The sequence below is a fragment of the Fictibacillus sp. BK138 genome (assembly GCF_004216955.1).
Classification (GTDB): Bacteria; Bacillota; Bacilli; order Bacillales; family Fictibacillaceae; genus Fictibacillus.
The window spans coordinates 3,130,152-3,154,990 of the sequence record NZ_SGXL01000001.1; the positions used below are offsets into that span (position 1 = coordinate 3,130,152).

Here is a 24,839-nt window from a genome sequence, read left to right on the forward strand (position 1 = left end):
TTAAACACCCATTTTTTTCTGAGCATGCCTCACAACTCTGATTGCTTTCCCTTCAGAACGCGGAATGCTTTTTGGCGGAAACACTTTTATCTTCATCGTTACAAGGCAAGTGTCTTTAATTTTTTTGGAGATGGTTTGTTTAAGCAGTTCTGTCGCTGCATGTGCTTCATCACCATTCGTTATCGCATAAAGGTTTTCACTTATCTCAACATGAAGTTCAATATGCTCCTTGAATCCTTCTGTCTGTATATGCACCTGGTAATGAGGAACGATATCCTCAATGGATAGCAGGCAGTTTTCGATTTCTGATGGAAAAACGTTAACTCCTCTGACAATGATCATATCGTCGATCCGCCCCTTCACCCTGCTCATCCGGACCGAAGTCCTGCCACAGCTGCAAGGTGTGCGATCAAGTGAAGCGATATCTCCTGTACGATAGCGGATAATCGGGAACGCTTCCTTCGTTAAACTTGTAAAAACAAGCTCCCCATACTCTCCGTCCGGCACCGGTTCAAGCGTATCCGGATGAATGATCTCAGCAATAAAGTGGTCATCCATAATATGCAAACCGTTCTGTGCTTCGTGACATTCCATGGCTACACCAGGACCCATTACTTCACTCAGCCCGTAAATATCCATCGCTTTGATCCCGAGCTTCTCTTCGAGTGTCGCCCGCATCTCTTCCGACCAAGGCTCCGCACCAAAGATACCGTATTGAAGCGAAGTAGCTTTTGGATCTTTTCCGAGCTCTTCCATCTTCTCAGCAATAGTTAAGATATATGATGGAGTGCCGCAAATGACTTGCGGTTTAAAATCTTCAATAAGGAGGATCTGGCGCTCTGTGTTCCCTCCTGATACAGGAACCGTCACCATGCCGAGCCGTTCTGATCCGTTATGAAGACCTAGCCCGCCAGTGAAAAGGCCATAACCGTAAGCATTGTGCAAGACGTTGCCCGGCTCACCCCCTGCTATTGCGATGGATCGCGCTACCATGTCACTCCATCTTTCAATGTCACCTTCTGTATAACCGACAACAGTAGGTTTTCCGCTCGTTCCAGAGGATGCGTGAAGCCGAACAAGATGGTCTTGCGGAACCGCAAAAAGGCCGAATGGATAATGATCACGCAAATCCTTTTTCACTGTAAACGGCAGCCTCTTCAGATCATCGAGTGAGTGAATTGAAGATGGATGAATATCTCTTTCGTCAAATGCTTTTTTGTAAAAAGGCACATTCTCGTAAACTGCATGTACTGTCTGCTTTAAACGGTGAAGTTGAAGTTCTTCTTTCTCCTCACCATTCATGCACTCCACTTTAGGATGAAGAATCATTTATCGTTCATCTCCTTTTAGGATTATGTAAGCGATTACATTAGAGAATAAAAAAATATGACGTTTTTATAGCGTTATTAAATATTTGTGTAATGTAATTTATTTTAAGCTTATCATTTATATTAATTTTCTGTCAAATGATTTTGAGTGTTGAAGCGGCTGGTTATGAAGCTGTAAACACTCTCGTTTCACGGTACATGTTCTTTTATTTATTACACGTTCACCGGATAGAATCTCATTTTAGCTGGTAAACACGTACTTCCCGCCTGTACATAGCTTATTTTCGCCTATAAAACCCCCATTTCCGCCGCATTACACCTTACTTTCGCCCGCTTGACCCAATACAGATCATGATATCTATTCGTTTTTTTCTTCACCGAACAAATATTAAAGCTGACCGAACAAAAATCGGCTATGACCGTACAAAAAGTTCGTGTGACCGCACAAAAAAAGTTGTTCACCGAACAAAAACGGTTTTCCCCATTTCCTCCAATCACGAAATTCTCTCCATATAAAAAAACCGCCCTCAAAAAGGCGGTTTTCACAATATTATCTATTAATATAGAAGATCTAGAAATTCCTGACGTGAAACATTACCAAAATAGTGCTGCAGATCGATATCTTCCAGTACTTTTTCAATTTCTTCGCGATCATAGCGTATACCGTTCAGCTTATTCTCGATATCTGATACATCACCTACACCGAAGAAGTCCCCAAAAATCTTACTTTCCTGGATAATCCCTTTTACGATGTGAAGGCGGATATCAATTGAACCTGCGGCAAAACGATTAGATAATTCAACGTTAAACTTCGGCGACTTCCCGTAGTTCCAATCCCAGTTCGCGTAACGCTCTCTAGAGATTTTACGGATCTCAGTCCAGTCACTTTCCGTTAATTCGTATTTTGGAACCGAATCAAACGCTTCAAACAAGTAAGTAAGAAGTGTTTCTTTAAATTCTTCCATCGTCATGTCTTCGTCCAAGTGCTCACGAATATTCGTAACACGGCTGCGGATTGACTTGATGCCTTTTGATTCAATCTTGTCCATACGTACGTTCAGAGCCGATACTACATTTTCGATCTCCGAATCAAACAATAATGTTCCGTGGCTGAACATACGCCCTTTTGTTGAGAACTGAGCATTGCCCGAAATTTTCTTGCCCTCAGCCAAAATATCATTACGTCCGCTTAATTCAGCATTTACACCTAATTTTTTCAACGCTTTTACTACAGGGTCAGTGAACTTCTTAAAATCATGAAAAGAGTTTCCGTCATCCTTTGTGATAAAGCTGAAGTTTAGATTTCCAAGGTCATGGTAAACAGCTCCGCCTCCAGATAAACGGCGAACTACATGAATTCCTTGATCACGCACGTACTCGGCGTTGATCTCTTCAACCGTGTTTTGGTTCTTGCCGATGATGATGGATGGTTCATTTATATAAAAAAGCAAATACGTTTCATTGATGTCCAAATGCTTCAAAGCGAATTCTTCTATCGCCAAATTCACTCTTGGGTCTGTAATATTTTCATTATCAATAAAAAGCATAGTTTTCTCCTCTTTCAGTCCCTATCTTTAAGCTCCCCAAGTCCAGCCGGATGAGGCAAGCTCCACTTTATTGTTATACACCTCTTTTGCCTCCGTGACAAGCTGTGATAACTGACCAAAATGAGGAAGATGTGTGAGCAGCAGCTCGCGGACTTCTGATAGCTGTGCAAGATTCCCGCAATCTTCAGAAGTCATGTGGCCAGGACCGCTTCCATCCATTCCCTTATAAAAGTTGCATTCTGCAATAAGAAGATCTGCATTCCGGCTGAAAGGTACTAGTTCAGGAATAAGAGCCGTGTCTGCGGTATAAACGATCGTATCTTTCCCATTTGTTATACGCATCGCATAACAAACGGCTGCATGCTTCGTCAGCTGAAACGTAATCGTAAACGGACCCACTTTTAATTCACCTGAAGGATCATACGCAATCCCTTTTGTATGTGTCCCGTGCGTTAATGACTGAAAACTGTCTTCATCTTGGTTATGGCCATAGATCGGCAGCGTCTGCATCCCTTCCTGCAAAAAAGACTGAATAAGACGAGCGTATTGAAGCACTCCAATATCCGCCACATGGTCAGCATGGTAATGAGAAACTACAACCGCATCCAGCTCTTCAGGTTTTATGTATTTTTGCAGCTGGGCAAGTACACCGCTTCCGCAATCTATAAGCAGATTAAAGCCATCGCTTTGTAAAAGATAGCCGGATGTCGCTTCCCCTGCCCCAGGATATCCACCCCAGTAGCCTAAAACAGTAAGTTTCATGTGAATTTCCTCCGATTTCATTAGATATCTTTAGATTATCAGAATCAAGTTTAGTCTTCCATTTTACAAAATAAAAAACACCGAAAAATTCGGTGTTTCCTTATCTAATATGCACTTATGAACCAGATACATTTTTCCCTGTCCAGCCTGTGTACTGATGTGTGTGTCCGTCATTAAACGTAGTCGTCCCGCTTATCATATGATAATGTGTTCCATCCGCTGTATAAATTGGAGGTCCAGACGTACCCGAGAAGCGATGAACATGACCGTCGTCAAAAGTTGTAGTTCCCTGGTAAGTATGAACATGGCCCATCGTGCCATTTGCTGGACTGGTCACCCCTTGAACAGTATGGGAATGTCCATCATTTACCGACGTCTGAGTAGAATATTGATGAACATGCACGTTTCTCCCCATCCATTTTATTTGTTCAATATCATGATCGTGCACAAAACTCCCTCCTTTCTTAATTTTTATCATTCATATTTCTATGTTTGTGTTTTCAAAAAATACATAATAAGAAACCCTGCAGCTAATTTAAACTGCAGGGTTTCTCAAAAAAGACTTCTATTCTTTTACCGCACCTGATGTCAGTCCGGATACGATCTTTCGCTGGAAAGCTAAAACCATTATTACAAGTGGCACCGTTACAATAACTGTTGCAGCCGTAACTTCACCCCACGGAATCGTGAACTGACCTTCAAACATCGCGATACCGACCGGAACGGTTTTGTAGGCATCATCCGTGTTGATCGTTAACGCAAACAGGAATTCGTTCCATGCTGAGATAAACACAAGGATCGCTGTTGTGAAGATCCCTGGAATTGCCAGCGGCAGGATGACTCTCCAATACGTTTGCATCAGTGATGCCCCGTCCATTTTCGCTGCTTCCTCAAGGTCAAACGGAATCTTGCGGAAGAACGTTACCAATAACCAGATTGAAAGCGGCAGTGTAAACGTTGTATATGGAATGATCAAACCAAGATAGCTGTTCGTCAATCCAAGATTTTTTAACACGATATAGATCGGTGAAATCGTTGCAATCTGAGGAAACATCGAAACTGAAAGCACTAATCCTAAAATAAATGTTTTCCCTTTAAACTTTAAGCGTGCGATCGCATACGCTGCAAAACTTGCTACAAGAACGGCATAGACTGTTGTAATTGTGGAAACGACCAAGCTGTTCCACAGGTATTTTAAGAAAGGATAATTCACAAATACAGATTCGTAATTTTCAAGTGTCATATTATCCGTAAACGGTATGAACGCACGATCGCCAAACAGCTCGGCAACCGGTTTAATCGAACTTGCCAGTACCCATAAAAACGGAAACATGACAAGGAAGACAAACAATGCTAGAAATACATAAAACATTGGACCCGCTTTTTTGTTCATTTCCTACTCACTCCTTATGTGTTCCGTTTTTACTTATCATTTAAAAGATCACGGCCTAAGAATTTAATGTAGATCATTGAAATAATCGCTACACAGATAAACACAATGACGGACAACGCCGAACCTTCGCCGAAATTGGTTTGTGCAAACATAACTTTATAAGCTAATATGGAGATCGTTTCCGTAGAGTTTGCCGGACCTCCGCCTGTTAGAACATAGATCAAGTCAAATACACGGAACGCATCCAGTGTTCGGAAAAGTAAAGCAACAAGAATGCTAGATTTTAATAATGGCAATGTGATTTTCAAGAACTGCTTCCACTTACTCGCTCCATCAATCGCTGCTGCTTCATAAAGCGAACTCGGGATCGTCTGCAATCCAGCAAGCAATAGCAACGCCATATAAGGTGTCGTTTTCCATACATCCGCAAAAATAACTGAGAACATAGCACCATTGCTGCTTGTTAACAAATCGGTCATTCGATCAAAAAGACCAATGCTCTCAAAAGCCTTCGCTACAATCCCGTTTTGTCCATCATATAAGTACTTCCACATGAACGCCGAAACAGCTGTCGGAATGGCCCATGGTATGAGGATGGTTGCACGGACAAGCCCTCTTCCAAAGAACGCCTTGTTAATCAGGATTGCGATTGCAAGACCGATCACAAGCTCGATGAAAACAGAAATAACGGTAAAGACCGTAGTATTTGAGATTGCCTTCCACATACGACCGTCAGATAAATTTTCTTTATAGTGTTTAAGCCCGATAAAGTTCGGAGTGATGACAGAATCACTTAATGAAGATGATAAGCCGATCACATCATCAGGGTTTTTCAGTTCACCTTTCAACTCCCGAACACGGTCTGTTGTTTCATCTACCGTTTTTTCAAGGTCAAGAGCTACATCCTTGTCCAGCTCAGCAACAGCAAGATCCTCACTGACAGGCTTCATGACCATGAGCTTTTCATCAACCTGCTTGTATTTTTCTTTCAGTTCGCTGTCTTTCTGTAACTCTGAATCTATTTTTTCAAGATCAGCCTGTATTGCTTCAAGCTCTTCTTTCGTTTTCCCAGAAGCTTCTCCTATCTCTTCATCCAGTGTATTCATTAAAAAAGGATAGTTATCCAAATAAGTTTGGAGGTTCACACTGTATGAAGTATGAGCTTCTGATTTACCTGGATTGTTCAGCCTCAAGTCAAACATGCTGTAATAAAAAGATTGGAAAACTGGCCAAATCGCAATGACAAAAATAAGAATCATGGCAGGTGCAATAAGGAAATAGCCGAGCGAACGTTCAGACAGTTTCTTTTTGTTCTTCGTTTTCGTTTTTGCGTTAATAGGTTTTGGATGATTAGGCATCAAATTAGGTTTCAAAAGGGTCAGCTCCTTGCTTTTCGAATGCAATCGACGGACGGGCGCTGTAACGTCCATCCATTTCACTCTTATGGAATCGATACCAGTTATTGAGAAAAGGGTGCCTTCTATGCAGAAGGCTGACCCCTATTTCTCAAAAATTACTTCTCAAGCTTTTCTGAAATTTCTTTTTGCATATTCTTTGCAGCTTCTTCAGGTGTTATCTTTTTAGCGATCGCTTGAGATACCTGAACTTGGATGATGTCAGAAATCTCTGGATAGTTCGGTGCTACAGGACGAGAAACCGCCGCTTCAAGAGCTTTTACAAATCCTTCATCTTTGTAGTAAGGATTTGCTTTTAGAATTTCTTCATCTTCATAAAGAGAAAGAATCGTTGGTGCATGTCCGCCTTTGATTGCATCGATCTTCTGTCCTTCTTCACCAGCCATAAAGCTTAAGAACTTCCATGCTTCTTCAGGATGCTTCGTGTTCTTGTTGATACCAGCCATCCATCCGCCAAGTGTTGCTGCAGAACCTGCATCTCCAGCCGGAAGTGGAGCAGCTGCTACCTTACCTACGATCTTCGATTGCTTCTCATCGTTTGCCAGTGCATATTGATAAGGCCAGTTACGAATCAGACCTGCTTGACCGTTGATGAATGCTGTATGAGATTCAGGCTCAGCAAAAGTTGTGATGTTTTGTGGCACAACGTCAGAGTTTACGATCTCAACAAGCTTAGAGATCCCTTTGATCGATTCTGGGGAATCTACTTTTACTTCTCCATTTTCGTCAATGATTTCTCCGCCGTAAGAAGCGATGAATTCAACAGCGTTACATACAAGACCTTCATATTGCTTAGCTTGCATCAAGTAACCGAACTGTGTTCCGCCTTGACCTTTTGTTTCTTTCGCCTTCGCTAAAAGTTCATCCCACGTTTTTGGAACTTCACCTTCAGGAACTAAGTCAGTACGGTAGAACAGCATTCCCGCATCGATGAACTTAGGAAGTGCCCATTGCTTGCCTTTGAACTTCGCAGCACTGATTGCCCCTTCGTTATAAGCGCCAAGATCAACACTGTCTTTTTCGATAAAACGATCCAGTGGCATCAAGAAACCTGCTTGTGCAAATTCAGCTGGCCAGATAACATCGAGGTCAATTACATCAATCTCATCTGAATTTGCGTTAAAAGATGTTACATATTGATCATGCTGTTTACCTGTATCAGCTGGCATCTCTTTAAACTCTACGTCAATGTTAGGGTATTTTTTTTCAAAAGCTTCCACCATTGCTGTAGTCCCTTGTGTATCATCCTTACCACGCGCATAAACGATTTTTACTTTTTCGTCTTTATCTCCGCCGCCAGAATTGCTGCTGCCTTCCTCTTTGTCTGAGCAAGCTGCAAGCACAAGTGAAAGCGCAAGTGAAGTCGAAATCACTTTTGAAATCTTCTTAAGCTTTTTCATAGTTATATCCCCCTACTCTCCTGTTTTGTAAACGATTTCATTTTTGTTATGTGGAAGAACGCTGAATCAGATTCAAAGGTAAAATGACTTCTTTTCTAACAGATGTCCTCTTTGACCTAATTGATTCAATCATTAATTCCATCGCCTGCCGGGCAATCGTCTCAATCGGCTGTTCGACAGTAGTCAATTCCATCAATTCTGCTAGAGGCTGATTATCAAATCCAATAACGGCAAGATCTTCAGGCACCTTCCACCCCGCATCAGATGCAGCCTTTACAATTCCTGCAGCCACCTCATCACTTCCCGTAAAAAGTGCTTGAGGCGGATCAGAGAGTTGCTTCAATGCTTCAAATGTATTCTTTCCGTCTTGCACACTGTAAGCACCACCGAAAAACCATTCATCCTTCATCTGAAGTCCCGCTTCATTCACTGCCTTCAAAAACCCGATTCTTCTGTCATGCGCAACTCTTGAACTCTTATGATCTCCCGTACAATACCCAAGCTTTGTATATCCCTTTTCGATCAAATGCTTCGTTCCTATGTAGCCGCCTTCGATCTGGTCTAAAAAAACAAGGGGAACTTGTGCCGAGTCAGAGTATTCGTTGCAAACAACAATAGGACCATATGCCAAATAGGGTTCTATCTCACTCCAGTCATTTTCGATCGAAGTCAGGATCAAACCATCTACCTGCTTTGTTTTTAAAAGCTCCAAAAAGTTGCGCTCTTGTTCCTTTTTATAGCGTGTCTGACACAAAATCAGCTGATAGCCTTTCTTAGCTGCCTCTTTTTCCATCACTTCAACTAAATGACTGAAAAAGGGATTCGTGATACGCGGAACATAGACGGCAATCGTTTCTGTTTGCTGTCTTCGCAGTCTTCTTGCTGATGAATTAGGTACATAGTTGAGTTGTTGCATAGCTTTTGACACAAGCCGCTTTTTTTCTTCTGTAACATACGGATGCTCGTTGATCACCCTTGAAACAGTCGTGCGGGACAGCCCTGCCAATTTCGCCACATCTTGAATGGTTGCCATCAGATTCTCCTCTTTAAAACTTTCTGGAATCGAAATCATGAAATCGTTTTCATACTCAGAGTATAGTTCAACTTTTATCTGTAGGTCAATGCCTTTTTCAGAAAGTTTTGTAATTAAAGATTGAATGAAGCAGGAGTTTAATCGAAACAAACGAACTTATGATAAAATACATAAACGATTAGTTACATGAAAGGAGCCGGAACATGATTAAAGTAAAAAACCTAAAGAAGTCCTTCGGCGATCTCGAAGTACTCAAGGACATCAACGCTGAAATAAAACCACAAGAAGTAGTATGTGTGATCGGTCCTTCTGGCTCAGGAAAGAGTACTTTTCTCCGCTGCATCAATAAACTGGAGGAAATTACAGGCGGGCAAGTTTTAGTAGATGGAACAGATATCACTGATTCCAAAACAAATATCAATAAGATCCGGGAAGATGTCGGCATGGTATTTCAGCAGTTTAACCTCTTTCCCCATAAAACCGTACTCGAAAACGTTACACTTGCTCCTCTAAAAGTAAGGAATGCAAACAAAGAAGAAGCTAAAGACAAGGCACTGAAACTGCTCGCAAAAGTTGGGTTGCAAGATAAAGCGAACGCCTACCCTTCCCAATTGAGCGGAGGGCAAAAACAGCGGGTCGCGATTGCACGCGCACTGGCAATGGACCCGAAAATCATGCTTTTTGATGAACCGACTTCCGCACTAGATCCAGAGATGGTCGGTGAAGTTTTAGAAGTTATGAAAGATCTCGCTCGGGAAGGAATGACGATGGTCGTTGTAACTCACGAAATGGGCTTTGCTCGTGAAGTTGGAGACCGGGTGATCTTCATGGACGGCGGGTACATCGTCGAGGAAAACGTTCCTTCAGAATTGTTTGGTGACCCTAAACACGAACGGACTAAGCTGTTTCTAAGTAAAGTGTTATAAAGCGTAATAAAGCTAGCGATTCCAAGAGTGGATCCGCTAGCTTTTTTATATGTTTTTGTCGAAAGACCTAATTATTTTCATTTAGACCTAATTGTTTAATGAAAAGACCTAATTTTTTAAATTTAGACTTAATACTATACCAAATAGGCTTAATTAATTTAAAACAGACTCAATAACAAAAAACTGGACCCCCTACAGAGTCCAGTTTCTAACATTATTTGATCAATTTTTTGCTCTTCAGGAAATCTTTAGCTACTTTACGCGGATCTTCTTTATCTAAGTCAACCTTCGCGTTCATCTCAGCCATTTCTTCCTCGGAAATCTTTCCTTCAAGTTCATTCAGCACACCTTCAAGCTTCGGATACTCTTTTAAAGTATCTTCCCTAACGATTGGAGCAGCAAAATAAGGCGGGAAGAACTTCTTGTCATCTTCCAATGTCTTTAAGTTAAAGCGGACAATTCGCCCATCTGTTGTAAACGCTGGGACCGCGTCTACTTTCCCTTCTTTAACTGCCGTATACATTAAGTTCGGGTCGAGGCTTCTTTTTACTTTAAAGTTTAATCCATACGTTTTTACAAACGGTGTATACCCGTCTTCACGTTCAAAGAACTCTGTAGGTCCACCAAACGAGACTTCATCTGATATCGGAGCCAATTCTGAGATCGTCTTTACATTCAGTTGTTTTGCTTTATCAGGATTTAAAGCTAATGCATAAGTGTTCTCAAACCCTAATGGCTTTGTCCATTTCAGGTCGTATTTTTCTTCATAGCCTTTTTTAACGGTGTCGTAGATTTCTTCAGGTGTCATCCCTGGATCATACTTTTCTTTTAAGATCGTCAAATATCCTGTTCCGGTATATTCAACATACATATCAATGTCGCCTTTTTTAATCGCTTCTGTTAAGATCGGCGTCTCCCCAATCGCTTCTTTAACGACAACAGGGTAATCTGTTTTATCTTTTACATATTCAGAAATGATGTAAGGAAGTATATATTGCTCAGTCCATTTCTTCCCTGTAATGACGATAGCATCTTCGTCTCCGCCTCCGCGCAAGGCAAAGAATAGGACGAGAGCCGCAATCGGAATACCAATAAATAGTGGCACTTTCCAAGAACTTCCCTTTTTTGCTGATGTTTTTGGCTCAGTAGCCATTTCAATTCTTCGCAATATAAAATCAAAAAGGATGGCTAACAATGCAGCTGGTATAGCCCCTGCTAAAACCAGTTCATTACGAGTCATAGATAGCCCGCGATAGATCAGATCCCCAAGTCCGCCTGCACCGATGAATGCAGCTAAGGTAGCCACACCAATGGTAAGGACTGTTGCGGTTCTAAGACCTGCCATAATTATAGGCAGCGCCAAAGGCAGTTCGATCATTCTTAAGATTTGAGAATTGGTCATTCCCATTCCTTTACCTGCTTCGACGACTGATTTGTCTACTCCCGTGATCCCTGTGTAAGTATTGCGAAGAATCGGCAATAATGCATAAACAGTCAGTGCGATGATAGCGGTAGTGCTTCCAATACCAAAGACAGGGAGCAAGAATCCAAACAGAGCCAAACTCGGTATCGTTTGAAAAACAGCTGTGACCCCGATAATGGGTTCAGCCACTCTTTTTTGCCTTGATATAAAAATCCCGAGCGGAATAGCAATAACAGTAGCTATTAGTATTGAAACAAGAGATAAAAATAAATGCTGCTGCAATCCTACTAAAATTTCAGGCCAGCGGTTAACTAATGTATCAAGTAAATTATTCATCACCCTTACCTCCTTCAAGAGGTTTTTGTGCGGTGATGTTTAATCCAGCAAGTCCCCTCATCATCGTCGCGCGCGTTATGATTCCTAAAACTTTCCCATCTTCTAGTACAGGAATCATATTTACTTGATTGGTCGCAAAAATTTCTGCCGCATCGGTATAAGACGCATCTGGAGCCAAAGTAGCAATTTCTTTTTCCATTAGATCTCCGACTGTTTTATCTTCTTCCGCATAATGTCTTTCAATGCTTTGTAGGGTAGTAATGCCTAGCAGCTTATTTTGCTGATCAGTGATCAGAAGACTGTCTACCCCATAACGTTTCATCATTTTTAAAGCTTCAGCAAGCCCTCTTGAATGTTTTGATGTAATAGGGTTCCTTCTCATCAGATCAACAGCTTCTGGCATGGCAGTCTCTGAAGATAGTCTGTTCTCGCCAAGAAATCCTTTAACAAAGTCATTGGCAGGATGTCTTAAAATTCGTTCAGGTGTGTCGAATTGAACGATTTCCCCTTTATTTAAAATCGCGATTCGGTCCGCAATCTTGATCGCTTCATCCATATCATGCGTAACAAATACGATCGTTTTCTTAATCGTATCCTGTAATTTAACAAGTTCATCCTGAAGCTGTTCTCTGCTGATAGGGTCCAATGCAGAGAACGGTTCATCCATCAATATGATAGGAGGTTCAGCTGCTAAGGCACGAATTACTCCTATACGCTGCTGCTGACCACCGCTTAGCTCAGAAGGATAACGTTGTCTGAAGGTTTTAGGATCCAACCCTACTAAATCAAGCAATTCATCTACTCTGCTATCATATTTTTCTTTCTCCCAGCCTTTTAAGCGCGGAACGAGAGAAATGTTGTCTTCAATCGTCATGTGAGGCAGAAGTCCGATCTGTTGAATCACGTATCCGATATTCCTTCTCAGCTCAACGGGGTTTTGGTTTGCAATATCCTCTCCATCAATTAAAATCGTTCCCTTTGATGGTTCGATCAAACGGTTTATCATTCGCATGGTCGTGGTTTTACCACAACCACTAGGCCCGATTAACGCAACTAACTCTCCTTCTTTAATCTGAAAGTCAATGTTCTTCAAAGCCTCAAAACCGTCAGGGAACGTTTTCCCTACGTTTTTGAAAGTAATCAAGTTAGGTTCTCTCCTTTTGCATAAAATAAGCTGCATCCATTAGAATGTCCAATTATTATCTTTCCCTTGCTCGTTTGCTTGAAAACCACTTTTTTAAGGCTGAACGAAAAACTTTGCTATTGGAAGTGGTATACTTCCGTTTTAGTATGCTCGCTTACCCGCCAAAGTCCGGGTTTACGGTACGTGTTCTTTTATTTATTACACGTTCGCTCAAAATCCTTGTTCTTCGCTCAAAATGTCTGAGTTACGCTCAAACCAATGCTAGCTTCGCTCAAAAAAGCTCAGGAGCGCTCAACTTTTATCACCTGCGCTCAAAACAAGGTTTTACATCTTCTAAAACATCTACCATCGCTTGTATTCAAACAAAAAAACACTTGGATTTACGTCTCCAAGTGTTTTTCGTGCAGCTTAAGCTGCAATTTCGTCTGTTTGTCTATTCTTTTTTCTAAAATGAGCTGCGAAATATGCCCATGTTCCGACCATGCATAGAACCATAAATCCTATTAACACCCATACGTTGAAAGTATAACTGTTCATGTCTCCGCTTGAAATCACAGCTTTAAAGCCTGATACAGAGTAAGTCATAGGGAGCCATACGTTGAAGATTTGCAGTCCGTCTGGGATAAGTTCCAGTGGGAATGTACCTGCACTCGTTGTCAGCTGAAGAATCAAAATGATAATCGCAACGAATCGCCCAGGGTCTCCTAAAACAGTTACAAGTAATTGAACAAGCGCTAAAAACGTAAGACTAGTAATTATGCTTAGCCCGATGAATGCCGGTAGATTGCTTACTTCGATATTTAAACCGTATAAAAGAACTGCATCAGCAATCAATGCCTGAACTACACCGACTGCAGCTAAGAATGTAAACTTGCTCGCAAACCATCCAAAACCTGAACGCGGTTCCCCTGCTTTATCACGCAACGGGAACACAATTGACATCAATAGTGCCCCTACAAATAATCCTAACGATAAGAAATAAGGAGCAAAGCCAGTACCGTAGTTTGGAACATCAGAAAAACTTTTTGTTTTTACAGAAACCGGGTTGGCGATCCGTTCAAACATTTCGCTGTCTGGATCAAGCTCTCCTGTTTTGTCAGCAGCTTCTCCCAGTTTAGATGATAATTGCACGCTTCCTTCGAGGAGCTTTTGTTCACCGTTATGAATTTCATTTACATGACCTGTTACCTCTTGCCAGCCAGAAGACACGGTTGCCGTTCCATCGGCAAGTTTTCCGCTAGCTGCAAGTAATTGTTGTGAGCCAGACGCCGCTTCCCCTAGCTTAGACTGGAACGTTTGCGTCCCTGCGTTTACTTTTTCCTGCCCGCTAGCCAGCTGGTCAACACCATCAGCTAGTTTAAGTTGTCCAGCATGAAGCTGTTCAGCTCCTTGTGCCACTGCAGTTTGTGAATCACTTAATTTTTTTGCACCTGCTGATACTTCATTAGCACCACCTGCAATTTTACCCGATGCAGCCGTTAAGCCGTCCATCCCGTTATTCACCCCACCGCTGATAGCGGCAATCTGTTTTAATGAGGCTGTTATTTCTTCATCAGACATATTACCCTGATTTTGAATTAAGTTGTTGATCTGCTGTTCAACCTGTTTTGAACCTGCAGCAGCTTTTTGAGCTCCTGCGTTCCACTCATTGACAGAGCTTGCTAAACTGCCAGCACCCGCTGACAACTTTTCAGCTCCGCCTTTTAGAGCTAGACTTCCATCTTTAATCTTCTCAGAACCAGCTGTCGCTTGGCTGAGACCGCTTTTTAATGATTGTGCTCCTGTGTTGAGCTCTCCTGTACCCGCTGCTAACTTTTTGTGTGCAGCAAGCAATTGATCTATACCGCTGTCAAACTCCTTTATCTTAGAATTGAATAAAGCTGCCCCGCTTTCCAATTCTTTGATCTGAGGTGTTTTTTCAGTCATGCCCGCTGCAAGCTCGCCGCTTCCAGAAGACGCTTTTTCTAGACCATCCGTTATTTTACTCGAGCCATCAGCCGCCTGATCAAGACCGCCCGCAAGCTGCTCAACCTGACCAAACATCACTTCAGCATATGTTTTTGTCAGTTCATTTGAGAGGCTTTCCTTCATTTTATCAACGGCTGTACCGCCGATCTGTGCAGCTAGAAAATTAAAACCGGCATTCGGTGTGTAGATAAGTTCCGGTTTTTCATTTTTCTTTCCTGATAATGATGTTGCTTTCTCGGAAAAGTTCTCTGGAATTTCGATCATCATATAATACTCATTATCTTCAAGCCCTTGCTTCGCTTCATTCTCACTGACGAACTTCCACTTAAACTGAGGATTCTCTTTCAGTTTTTTTACAAATTCATCCCCAACATCAAGGTTGTCTCCGTTATATTCATACCCTTCATCAAGGTTAACGACTGCGACCGGCAGATCCTCCATCTTGTCATACGGATCCCAAAAAGCCCATAAGAACATCCCGGTATACAGCACAGGTATAAAAAGAACGGCAAAAACCGGTATGACAATCTTCTTATTCGAAAATACCGCTTTAAACTGAGCACCTATACTCTTTAACAATGTTTTTCACTCCTTATAAAATACAAATTGACTATTTTAGTCATTTGGTCAATTCACTGTAAAAAAAGAGACCTCATTCAGGATTCTTTTTTTCTAAAAGCTTAAAAGTTTGTTGCTTAAACATTTAAATAAAGAATCATTGACTATTGGTTGAAGCGCAAGTGCGAGACTCCTGGAAAGGAAATCAACCACCACTATTAACAACATTCTTTAAGCTTTTTCAAAAATGACCAAAATCGAATTCTGGTCACAAATAAATCTATCATGTTTTATTTACTTCTGCAACATTATTCTTTTCGAAGTCCGTCCATGACGAACATTTCTAGTACTTCAAGCATCTTTTCTTTGTGAATCGCGGGGTTATCCCTTTCCCAATCAAAAATAAGAGCGAGGTACAATTTGACCATCATGAATGCCACGATGTCTGTAGGACATTCTTTGATTTCGCCTTTTTGTATCGCTTTATCGAGTTCTCTTTGAACAAAACTCAGTACGGCTTTTTCGATTCTTTGCAGAGCTTCTGTTACAGGAGAGGTATTCATTTCTTTTACTTCCTGAGAGAGCTTCACCGCTAATTGATGCGTTTTTCGGAACTCGATCACTTCGTACAGGGCATAGTGCAGATTTTCATAGAACGGCCGATCTTCATTGATTGCTTGCGATGCTGCAACCTTTGTTTCTTTTACCAGGCTCGTAATTATTTCAGAAAACAGCTCTTCTTTATTTGCAAAAAAAGTATAGATGGTCCCTTTCCCTACATTCGCAATTTTCGCGATCTGGTCAACCGTACTTGCCTTATAGCCAAACATTGAAAAGGAACGTTCAGCTGCTTCTAATATACTTTGTCTGCGATCCATTATATTACCACCTCTTCTTGCAGCTGATCAGATTTTGTACACAAAGGCAGAGATAAGAGCACTCTAGTCCCTTCGTTCAACTCGCTCTCATAGCGGAGTTTTCCGCTCATATCTTTTATCAGTTTAAAGGTTACCATCATACCTAAACCTGTACCTTTTGCTTTCGTTGTGTAAAACGGAAGACCAATCTGCTCAAGCTCTTTATCAGTCATTCCTTTTCCGTTATCCTCAATCGCTATGGTTATATATTTTCTTGTGACTTTGTATTTGTAAATTTGAATAGCACCCGTATGATCAATTGCTTCAATACCGTTTTTAATAATGTTGATAAGTCCCTGCTTAAGTTTTTGTTCGTCTGTACATATCAAGTATGAACCAATTTCTCTTAAAGACACTTCCACATTGTGTATGGATCCATACGGAGCAGTTAATGAAACGACGTCTTTTAAAACGGTTTCGGCATCAATACTTTCCAGTTTAGGAATATCAGGTTTCACCATTGATAAATAATCTGTAATGATTTTATTCGTCCGATCGAGTTCCTCAATTAATAAAGGGGAGTGCTCTTTCAATTTTTCATCACTTGTTGTGCTCCCTAAAAATTGGATCATACCTCGTATGGTTGTCATCGGATTTCTGACTTCATGTGCGATCGCCGCTGCCATCTGGCCGGCAACTGCCAATTTATCCAGATAAACCGTTTCTTTTAATTGCATATTGATCTTAACAAGCCTCTCGATAAGAAAAATACAAGAAAAGAAAGCGATAAGAAAACTTGAAAAATACACCAGGTAAAAATCGAGTGTTAGAAATTCCAGATACGAGTGGATGAACAAGATATAGAATAATGTATAGATGACAGCGATGTAGATCGCTGAAACCCACCTTCGTTTATCTTCGTCAAAGAAACCTTGATAGATTAATGCAACGACATAAGCTAGTAGAGTTAATACGACACCGAGCCATGCAAAGTCCCCGCCCATACCGCTTCTTGCGACGATAACAAACAATGAACAGATAGCTCCGGGCAGCCAGCCGGCATAAAGAGTCACGATCATAATAGGTACATTTCTGAGGTCAAAAAAAGAATCTTTAAGCGTTTCAATCGGGAACATCATGCATACTAAAGCCCCGCATCCGCTAATCACGCCAAAGATCACTTTGTTTTTCAAGCTTGGTATCACACCTGGGTGAAGAGGGAAGAACATATTCAAGAGGTGAGTAAACGAGAAAACGATTGCAATATTAACGAATAATGGTTCAATAAATGCCTGCATGATGCTCCCCCTTCCCTTTTTTCTTTCTTCAGTATAGCAGAATCATTCTACAAGAAAATAAGAAAAACGACAAACTTATCCGTTTGCCGTTTAACAAATATTATTTTATTTGGTAAAAAGTGATTCTACTGCCTGCTTAGCAGAATTCACACAATCCGGAAGTCCTACCCCATCATATGGAGCACCTGCAAGAAGTACGCCTGGAAGGTCTTTTTCGAAAGACGCTCTAAGTTGTTTTACATATTCCTTATGCCCGACTTCGTATTGCGGCATCGAATCGATCATACGGGAGACGTAATACTTTTCGGGCCGAGTATCTACACCCATAATCTTTTTCAGATCATCCAGTACTTTATTCAGGATCACTTCATCTGACTCATGAACGATTCCCTGATCATCAGCCCGGCCTACATAGCATCTTAAGAGCACCTTTCCTTCAGGTGTCGTATGCGGCCACTTGCGGCTTGTCCACGTACATGCTGTGATAGACGTTTTCTCGCTTTTTGCGATAACAAATCCGGTGCCATCTAAAGAGAATGAAACCTCATCTTCATTAAATTCCATCGCAACGGTTGCTACAGAAGTTGGTTTTGTTTTATGAAAATTTGCTGGAAACAGCTTCTCGTTAAATAATTTTTTCGTGATTGAGTAAGGCGTGGTCACGATCACGTGATCAGCAGCTAGTATTGATCCATCTTCCATTTTAACTGAATAAGTTCCGTCTTCTGTACGTTCTACAGATTCAGCTTTAACTCCCTTTTTCACACTCTCAACAGGAAGTGATCCAGCAAGAGCAGCCACAAAAGAGGAAAGTCCATTTTCAAATGTTAAAAAGGCACCCTTTTTCTTTTCCGTCTTCTGAGTTTTTGCAGGCTTTGGCTGTGAATTCTTCATACCGAGAATTAAGCTTCTGTGTTTTTTTTCTGTTTCAATAAATTGAGGGAAAGTAGACTGCAAGCTTAATTGATCGATCTTGCCAGCATAGATTCCTGACAGCAAAGGTTCGATCAGACGGTCTACTACTTCATCCCCGAGACGTCTTCTAAAAAAGTGCCCTACCGATACATCTTTGTTTGAATTCGAACGCTTAGGAAGGACAAGGTCAAAACCAGCTCTTGCTTTTCCAAAGATTGAAAAGAGCGGCGTGAACGCAAAAGGCATCACTTTTGTCGGGACACCCATTACAGCTCCCTCTGGAATAGGATGCAGTCTCATATTATGCAAAATATAAGCTTGTCCTGTTTCATTGGAAACCAGTTCATTTTCAAGACCTACCTCTTTAGCTAGATCGGTCATAACCGTTTTCCGAGCCAGATAGGAATCCGGCCCCCGCTCGATCACAAATCCATTTTCCTTGATCGTTTCAATCTTCCCACCAAGCCTGTTGCTGCTTTCAAGCATTGTAAATGTTACAGGCTTTCCTGTTTCTTTTGCATATTTTTGCACATAAAAGGCAGCGGCTAAACCTGTAATGCCGCCGCCCAAAATGATCACGTGCTTTCGCTCGCTCATCTGATTCACATTCTTTCTTTTGCTAGTGCTTTTTCAACTGTTGTTGCCAGACAATCAATAAATTCAGGTTTTGCATTTGGCATTTCAGGACGGTAATAGTTAACGCCTAATTCGTCCGTTACAACTTTGCACTCATAGTCATTGTCATACAGAACTTCTAAGTGATCAGCAACAAAACCTACAGGACAGTAGATAAAATGCTTGTATCCATGCTCGTTGTACAGGTCACGCGTAAGGTCCTGCACATCCGGTCCAATCCAAGGCTCTGGCGTGTTGCCTGCACTTTGCCATCCGATCGTATAATGAGGAACGTTCGCCTCTTTTCCGATCAGATCAGCTGTTTCCTGTAATTGAGCAGGATATGGGTCACCCATCTGCAAAATCTTTTCTGGAAGACTGTGCGCAGAAAAGATAACAACCGCTTTATCATGCTCTTCTGCTGGAATACTTTTAAACGTTTGTTTAATTCCATCCGCCCAATATTGTACATACTGAGGCTCGTCATACCAGCTGTCGATCGTTACAAACTTAGGACCGCCGATCTTCGCTGATTCTTCTACCGCACGCCCGTTGTAGGATTTAACACTGAACGTTGAATAATGAGGTGCCAGTACTAGAGTTACAGCTTCCTCGATACCATCTTCTTTCATCTGCTGTACAGCATCTTCAATGAAAGGATCGATGTGCTTTAATCCCAGGTAGCTTTTAAACTCTTGATCCGGGTAGCGGCGATTCATTTCTTCTTCTAGTTTTCGAGCCTGATCTTCAGTGATTTTTGCTAATGGAGATATTCCGCCGATCTGTTCGTATCTCTCCGTTAACTCCTGAAGCTGTTCAGGAGAAGGTTTTCGGCCTCGTCTAATATGTGTGTAATAGCTCTCTACTTCATCCAGACTTCTTGGCGTTCCATATGCCATCACGAGTAACCCGATTTTTTTAGTCACTTTTTATCACCCTAGTTTTTTAGACGTGTATTCGTGGACAAAAGTGGTTAGTTGCTTCAATGTTGCGATGTTGACCTCAGGGAAAATACCTTTACCTACATTAAAGATAAATCCTGGCTCTTCCATACCTTCATCCAAAATTTCTTTCGTTCTTGCTTCAATAACTTCCCAAGGAGCAAGGAGAAGTGAAGGATCCAAGTTTCCTTGTAGCGCCTTCGTAACACCCATCTGACGCGCTTCTCTCGGTGACAATCTCCAGTCAAGTCCGATCACATCGATAGGAAGTTCGTTCCACTCCATCACAAGGTGACGCGCGCCTGTTCCATAAAGAATCAACGGAACACCTTCTCCGCGAAGTTCTGAGAAGATTCGCTCCATAACAGGCATAATGTATTTCGCGTAATCTTGCTGATTTAAAGCTCCTACCCAAGAATCAAAAATTTGAAAAGCTTGAGCTCCAGCTTTAATCTGAGCTTTTGCATAAGCGATCGTCATGTCTCCAAGCTTGTCCATCAGCATGAACCAACTTTCTGGATCTGAGAACATAAGCTGCTTTGTTTTATGGTAATCCCGTGAAGGACCTCCTTCAACCATATAGCTCGCAAGTGTAAATGGAGCACCTGCAAAAGTGATAAGAGGAACTTCCAATTGCTGACGCAAAATTTTAATTGTTTCAAGTACATAAGGAACATCTTTCTCAGGGTTGATTGTTCCAAGTCTTTCAACAGCCTCACGCGTTCTAACCGGATTATCGATAACAGGACCTACTCCTGGCTTGATCTCAACATCGACACCAATCGCAGGAACCGGTGACATAATATCCTTATATAGAATCGCTGCATCAACACCGTGCTGGTCAACAGGCAGCTTTGTAACGCCTGCGCACATCTCAGGTCTGTGAGTGATGTCAAACAGTGAATACTTCTCCTTCAATTTACGGTACTCAGGCTGAGAACGGCCCGCCTGTCTCATGTACCATACAGGAATATGTGAATTTTTCTCCTTACGACACGCCTTCAAAAACTCTTCATTCATTGTCAAAACGTACACACCTTTCTATCAAGACCAAAAGCACAGCACTATTGTTATCTCCTAGCTGCTGAAACTTAAAACCTTTAAACGTCAATATCCATACACATTGTAAGGGAATTCATAATAAAAGTATAGGCTGAAAGCTCAATTGTCATCATTTTGGCAAATTGCCCTAGTCACCTGCTGTTTAACTCTCCCAAGATTAAGTCTGTTTTTCATAGATTGAGTCTTTTTATATGTGGATTAAGTCTAAACAGCACTCAATTAAGTCTAATCAAACCTCAATTAAGTCTAAATTAAATAAATTAGGTCTTTAGCCAATAATCGACACTGCTGGGTCTAAAGGCTGTTTGCACAAGGTTTATTGGTCTTGCAAGTAGTTGATTTCCGTTCCAGGTTGCTTCGCTTTCCGCGGGGAGTGCGTCCACATAATCCTACATAAGCTGATAATCATATCCCTCTATTACCTTAGTTGTATGCCAGCACTATAACTTCAGGCTAAAAATTTTAAGATAAAGCACTATCTTAAGGGAATTGCATTGACTCGTTTTTAGGACAATTGTTTAATGACTGTAATAAAAGTCAGAAAATTCCGTTAAGGAGTGGGTACAATGTCCATCAACAAAAAAACAATTACCGTTTCAGCTGTAAGTTCTGTTTTACTTTTATCACAGCTTTTGCCAGCCAGTGATCTCCCCGTGAATGCTCTTTCATCAAATGAAACTGCAAAAGAACATAATCACGAGAATTTTGATATACGTAAAAATTTATCTGCAGTGCTTCCTGATAACTCACAAATAGAAGCCGCAAATTCATTTATTCAAAAAACAGGCACCGGAACAAAAATTTCCTGGAATTCAATATTTGGTACACCTTCTTTTATTACAAAAAACAAAGGATACCTATCTCCTCCATCCAGTTATAACAGTGAGACTATTGCTCGAAACTGGCTTAAAGAAAATTCACAAATGTTCGGACTTTCTACCGATCAAGCAGACTCCCTTACCCTCATAAAAAATCATTCTATTCCTGGCAGCGGTCTTCAAACGGTTGTTTTTCAGCAAACTTTCTCTGGCCTTGAATCCGCAAACGGGGGCCGTATTATTGTTGCTGTCAATAAAGAAGGACGTATTCTTTCTGTAGCATCAAATGCTTCAAAGGCGTCAGAAATGGAAGAAGCACATAAACTCTCAAGCAAAGAAGTTCTTCTTTCTGTAGTTAAGGAGCACCTTCCTGATTTAAATTATACGCCTGTTTTAAACGGGTCAAATAAAGGCTGGGAAGAATATGCTGGCGGCGATACCTTGCCAACTGTTCAGCGCGTTAAGAAATCAGCGTTTGTCACATCTGATGGTGTAAGACCTGCTTACCGCGTACTTTTTATCGAAAAACTGAACAAAGGTAAAGAAGTTGTTGTTGACGGAGTAACAGGTAAAACTCTTTTTGAACGATCACTTGTTCAAAACCTTAATCCAGAAGGCTTAATTTTTGAAAATTATCCCGGTTCTCCGACAGGCGGCACACAGGTTGTTAAATCTTTAAAAGGTGACCCAGAAGCTTCTCCGCAAGGGTGGTTGCTGCCTGCAAATGATGCTGGTGTTACAACACTTGGAAATAACGCGGACACGTATGCAAACTGGAGTAATTTCCTCGTCCCAGAAGGAGCTGGGCTTGTCAGACCGGTAAACCCGCTCGGGCAATTCAAATTCCCGTTTAAGGATGCTTGGAACAAAACTGAAGGACAAACCGCTCCCCCTTCTTATGCAGAAGATGTGAACAGTGCAGCAACAAATTTGTTCTACCATCACAACCTGTTTCACGATTATTTTTATAAGCTAGGCTGGACAGAAGCTGCTGGCAACCTGCAAGCTGCGAATTTTGGAAAAGGCGGTATGGAAGGTGATCCTATACTCGGTCTTGTTCAAGCGGGCGCTGCATCAGGAGGTGAACCTACTTATACAGGCCGTGACAACGCTTATATGCTAACACTTCCAGATGGTATTCCTGCGTGGAGCGGTATGTTTTTATGGGAGCCGATTAAAGGAGCTTTCGAGGGTGAATATACAGATGGCGACTTTGATGCCGGAATCATTTATCACGAATACAGCCATGCTCTCTCCAACCGCTATGTAGCAGGAGGTGAATCTCTGAACAGCCATCAAGCAGGATCCATGGGTGAAGCTTGGGGTGACTGGTTCGGCATGCACTATCTTGTTAAAAACGGTCTGCAAAAGGAACCGGTTGTTGGCGCTTATGTAACAGGGAATCAGGAACGTGGAATCCGAAGCTGGGCACTGAATGACGCTCCCCTTCAGTTTGGGGACGTTGGTTTTGATATTGTTGGTCCGGAAGTCCACGCTGATGGTGAGATATGGGCTGCTATTCTTTGGCATGTTCGAGAAAGTTTAATAGCTGAGTTAGGAAAAGAAGAAGGAGAATCTGTCGCAGAACATATCGTAATGGATGCAATGCCAATCTCAGCACCTGATCCATCAATGGATGATATGCGTACTGCCATTCTTGCAGCTGACCAAGACAGGTATGGCGGGGAGCACTATGACCTTTTATGGAAAGCTTTTGCACAAAGAGGCCTTGGAGCTTCAGCTAAATCTTTATCTGGTGATGATACTGATCCAGTACCAGCGTATGACCACCCAGTATCCGGACAAAACGGTATGCTTGCCGGTAAGATTATTAATTCTTCAACAAAAAAACCGGTACAAGATGCAAAGATTATTATTGGACAGTATGAAGCCCGTACAAGTCCTGTAGCTTTATCAAGTGATACCGGCGGATTTAGCTTACCTATCGTCTCGGGGACCTATGATATTACCATTCAGGCTCGTGGCTTCGGCTCAACAACATTTAAGAACGTAGCTATTACAGCTGGTGAGATTGAATCATTACATGTGAATCTATCACCTAACCTTGCTTCTGCAGCAAACGGAGCTGAAGTAGTTTCGGTATCAGATGAAACAGAAACACATCCTGTGAAAAATGCTCTGGATGATACCGAAGCGACCGTGTATGCATCACAAACAAAAGAAGAAGGTTTTACGGGATCTGAATTTGTTGTAGATCTTGCAGGTGACAAACCAGCCACCGTTTCAAGTATCCAAGTAAGTGCATTTAAAGATATTGCAAAAGCTCGTTTTTCAGCATTAAAAGACTTTACCGTTCAAACATCACTTGATGGTGAGAACTGGACTGCTGTTAAAGACGGTACGTTCACCGCTGGAAAACCGCGCCCTGCAACACCTGATCTGCATTATAAAACATTCGATCTGGCCGAACCGGTAAAAGCCAACTTTATTAAGTTCGTTGCAAATAATGCTCAAGATAACTCTCTCGGCCATGTTCAGGTTGCCGAAGTTCAAGTCTTTGCAGAACGGTCATCCAAAGTTGAGGCATTGCCTCCTGTTGTTACCGAACCATTTACAAGTGAAGGGGTAATCCAGGCAGGCAACCCGGCAACAGGCATAGGAAGCTTAGCTGACTTGGACGCGACTGGAAGTGTAACACAGAACGAATTCGTTTCGACCCAAAACCCTGAACCCGCCTCACAAGGTGCAGATGGATATGTAGTAAGTCTCCCAGAACAATATCGTGATGGATTGCATAATGTATCTGTCAGTGGTCCTGATGACGGGGCACATGATCTTGATGTTTATTTCTATGATTCATCATTCAATTTGATCGGCAGCATCGCAACAGCAGGTGCAAATGAGTCAGGAGTAGTTCCAGGCGGCACATCTTATATCTATGTAGGGCTGTATTCGGGTGCAAATGTTCCTTTTACTGTTAATGTGAAAAGTCCTTTTGCGAATTAAATTCAAATTACAATGTGAAAGATGGGCCTCGCGCCCATCTTTTTTGTTCGTTTTAACAGTTTATAAGCATCAGACTGTACTTGATTGATTTTAAACGCACGTTATTTTAAATAATCGCACATTATTTTAAATA

Annotated in this window: 18 protein-coding genes; 2 read left to right on the plus strand and 16 right to left on the minus strand. The window is 41.7% G+C overall.

Translation table 11 applies throughout. From position 1 onward, the window contains the following. The 8 genes from EV282_RS15790 to EV282_RS15825 all read right to left on the minus strand — a co-directional run bounded on the left by EV282_RS15790 (position 1) and on the right by EV282_RS15825 (position 8,878). The gene (locus tag EV282_RS15790; protein WP_130296714.1) at positions 1-1,329 is read right to left on the minus strand and encodes a phenylacetate--CoA ligase family protein; all 1,329 of its coding nucleotides are present in this window, start codon (positions 1,327-1,329) and stop codon (positions 1-3) included. A 556-nt stretch (positions 1,330-1,885) separates the two neighbouring features. Continuing rightward, the gene (locus EV282_RS15795; RefSeq protein WP_130296715.1) at positions 1,886-2,875 is read right to left on the minus strand and encodes a lipoate--protein ligase; all 990 of its coding nucleotides are present in this window, start codon (positions 2,873-2,875) and stop codon (positions 1,886-1,888) included. A 27-nt stretch (positions 2,876-2,902) separates the two neighbouring features. Beyond that, positions 2,903-3,637 carry an MBL fold metallo-hydrolase gene (locus tag EV282_RS15800; protein WP_130296716.1) on the minus strand — a complete coding sequence of 245 codons (735 nt, stop codon included), beginning with the start codon at positions 3,635-3,637 and terminating at the stop codon, positions 2,903-2,905. A gap of 115 nt (positions 3,638-3,752) precedes the next feature. Then, entirely contained in the window at positions 3,753-4,085 is a 333-nt protein-coding gene (locus EV282_RS15805) for a YmaF family protein (protein ID WP_130296717.1), read from the minus strand. Between the two features lie 117 nt (positions 4,086-4,202). Next, positions 4,203-5,030 (minus strand): carbohydrate ABC transporter permease, encoded by an 828-nt coding sequence (locus EV282_RS15810; protein WP_077363390.1) that lies wholly within the window; start codon positions 5,028-5,030, stop codon positions 4,203-4,205. A 29-nt stretch (positions 5,031-5,059) separates the two neighbouring features. Beyond that, complete coding sequence (locus tag EV282_RS15815; protein WP_130297028.1) at positions 5,060-6,388, minus strand: carbohydrate ABC transporter permease; 1,329 nt, start codon at positions 6,386-6,388, stop codon at positions 5,060-5,062. A gap of 155 nt (positions 6,389-6,543) precedes the next feature. Beyond that, on the minus strand, positions 6,544-7,845 hold the full coding sequence (locus EV282_RS15820; RefSeq protein ID WP_130296718.1) for an ABC transporter substrate-binding protein: 1,302 nt from the start codon (positions 7,843-7,845) through the stop codon (positions 6,544-6,546). A gap of 46 nt (positions 7,846-7,891) precedes the next feature. Beyond that, positions 7,892-8,878: a LacI family DNA-binding transcriptional regulator gene (locus EV282_RS15825; RefSeq protein WP_130296719.1), complete on the minus strand. Its 987-nt coding sequence runs from the start codon at positions 8,876-8,878 to the stop codon at positions 7,892-7,894. 203 nt (positions 8,879-9,081) lie between these two features. On the opposite strand from EV282_RS15825, the gene EV282_RS15830 reads away from it, so the two are divergent. Continuing rightward, positions 9,082-9,804: an amino acid ABC transporter ATP-binding protein gene (locus EV282_RS15830; RefSeq protein WP_130296720.1), complete on the plus strand. Its 723-nt coding sequence runs from the start codon at positions 9,082-9,084 to the stop codon at positions 9,802-9,804. Positions 9,805-10,018: 214 nt separating this feature from the next. Here the strand turns inward: EV282_RS15830 and EV282_RS15835 are convergent, their stop codons facing one another. From EV282_RS15835 to hemE, 8 genes are all read right to left on the minus strand, one after another. Further along, entirely contained in the window at positions 10,019-11,563 is a 1,545-nt protein-coding gene (locus tag EV282_RS15835) for a glycine betaine ABC transporter substrate-binding protein (protein WP_130296721.1), read from the minus strand. Then, the gene (locus EV282_RS15840) at positions 11,556-12,707 is read right to left on the minus strand and encodes an ABC transporter ATP-binding protein (RefSeq protein WP_130296722.1); all 1,152 of its coding nucleotides are present in this window, start codon (positions 12,705-12,707) and stop codon (positions 11,556-11,558) included. Before EV282_RS15840 ends, EV282_RS15835 begins: the two co-directional genes overlap by 8 nt. A 408-nt stretch (positions 12,708-13,115) precedes the next feature. Next, on the minus strand, positions 13,116-15,254 hold the full coding sequence (locus tag EV282_RS15845) for a YhgE/Pip domain-containing protein (RefSeq protein ID WP_130296723.1): 2,139 nt from the start codon (positions 15,252-15,254) through the stop codon (positions 13,116-13,118). 287 nt (positions 15,255-15,541) lie between these two features. Further along, a complete protein-coding gene (locus EV282_RS15850) occupies positions 15,542-16,111 on the minus strand; it encodes a TetR/AcrR family transcriptional regulator (protein WP_130296724.1) in 570 nt (189 codons plus the stop codon). After that, entirely contained in the window at positions 16,111-17,388 is a 1,278-nt protein-coding gene (locus tag EV282_RS15855) for an ATP-binding protein (protein ID WP_130296725.1), read from the minus strand. The genes EV282_RS15850 and EV282_RS15855 overlap by 1 nt, the downstream gene beginning before the upstream one ends. A 105-nt stretch (positions 17,389-17,493) precedes the next feature. Continuing rightward, positions 17,494-18,900, minus strand: coding sequence for a protoporphyrinogen oxidase (hemY, locus tag EV282_RS15860; protein WP_130296726.1), 1,407 nt, complete (start codon positions 18,898-18,900; stop codon positions 17,494-17,496). A gap of 5 nt (positions 18,901-18,905) precedes the next feature. Continuing rightward, positions 18,906-19,844: a ferrochelatase gene (hemH, locus tag EV282_RS15865; protein ID WP_130296727.1), complete on the minus strand. Its 939-nt coding sequence runs from the start codon at positions 19,842-19,844 to the stop codon at positions 18,906-18,908. A 6-nt stretch (positions 19,845-19,850) separates the two neighbouring features. After that, positions 19,851-20,879, minus strand: coding sequence for a uroporphyrinogen decarboxylase (gene hemE / locus EV282_RS15870; protein ID WP_130297029.1), 1,029 nt, complete (start codon positions 20,877-20,879; stop codon positions 19,851-19,853). A 608-nt stretch (positions 20,880-21,487) separates the two neighbouring features. Here hemE and EV282_RS15875 point away from each other — a divergent pair. Next, the gene (locus EV282_RS15875; protein WP_130296728.1) at positions 21,488-24,706 is read left to right on the plus strand and encodes a M36 family metallopeptidase; all 3,219 of its coding nucleotides are present in this window, start codon (positions 21,488-21,490) and stop codon (positions 24,704-24,706) included. Positions 24,707-24,839: the final 133 nt, after the last annotated feature.

Coding starts and splice junctions, on each gene's coding strand:
- EV282_RS15825 (WP_130296719.1), bottom strand. CDS start 8,878: ATGGCAACCATTCAAGATGTGGCGAAATTGGCAGGGCTGTCCCGCACG.
- EV282_RS15790 (WP_130296714.1), bottom strand. CDS start 1,329: ATGATTCTTCATCCTAAAGTGGAGTGCATGAATGGTGAGGAGAAAGAA.
- EV282_RS15850 (WP_130296724.1), bottom strand. CDS start 16,111: ATGGATCGCAGACAAAGTATATTAGAAGCAGCTGAACGTTCCTTTTCA.
- EV282_RS15875 (WP_130296728.1), top strand. CDS start 21,488: ATGTCCATCAACAAAAAAACAATTACCGTTTCAGCTGTAAGTTCTGTT.
- hemE (WP_130297029.1), bottom strand. CDS start 20,879: ATGAATGAAGAGTTTTTGAAGGCGTGTCGTAAGGAGAAAAATTCACAT.
- EV282_RS15835 (WP_130296721.1), bottom strand. CDS start 11,563: ATGAATAATTTACTTGATACATTAGTTAACCGCTGGCCTGAAATTTTA.
- EV282_RS15815 (WP_130297028.1), bottom strand. CDS start 6,388: ATGCCTAATCATCCAAAACCTATTAACGCAAAAACGAAAACGAAGAAC.
- EV282_RS15795 (WP_130296715.1), bottom strand. CDS start 2,875: ATGCTTTTTATTGATAATGAAAATATTACAGACCCAAGAGTGAATTTG.
- EV282_RS15820 (WP_130296718.1), bottom strand. CDS start 7,845: ATGAAAAAGCTTAAGAAGATTTCAAAAGTGATTTCGACTTCACTTGCG.
- EV282_RS15855 (WP_130296725.1), bottom strand. CDS start 17,388: ATGCAGGCATTTATTGAACCATTATTCGTTAATATTGCAATCGTTTTC.
- hemY (WP_130296726.1), bottom strand. CDS start 18,900: ATGAGCGAGCGAAAGCACGTGATCATTTTGGGCGGCGGCATTACAGGT.
- EV282_RS15830 (WP_130296720.1), top strand. CDS start 9,082: ATGATTAAAGTAAAAAACCTAAAGAAGTCCTTCGGCGATCTCGAAGTA.
- EV282_RS15800 (WP_130296716.1), bottom strand. CDS start 3,637: ATGAAACTTACTGTTTTAGGCTACTGGGGTGGATATCCTGGGGCAGGG.
- EV282_RS15810 (WP_077363390.1), bottom strand. CDS start 5,030: ATGAACAAAAAAGCGGGTCCAATGTTTTATGTATTTCTAGCATTGTTT.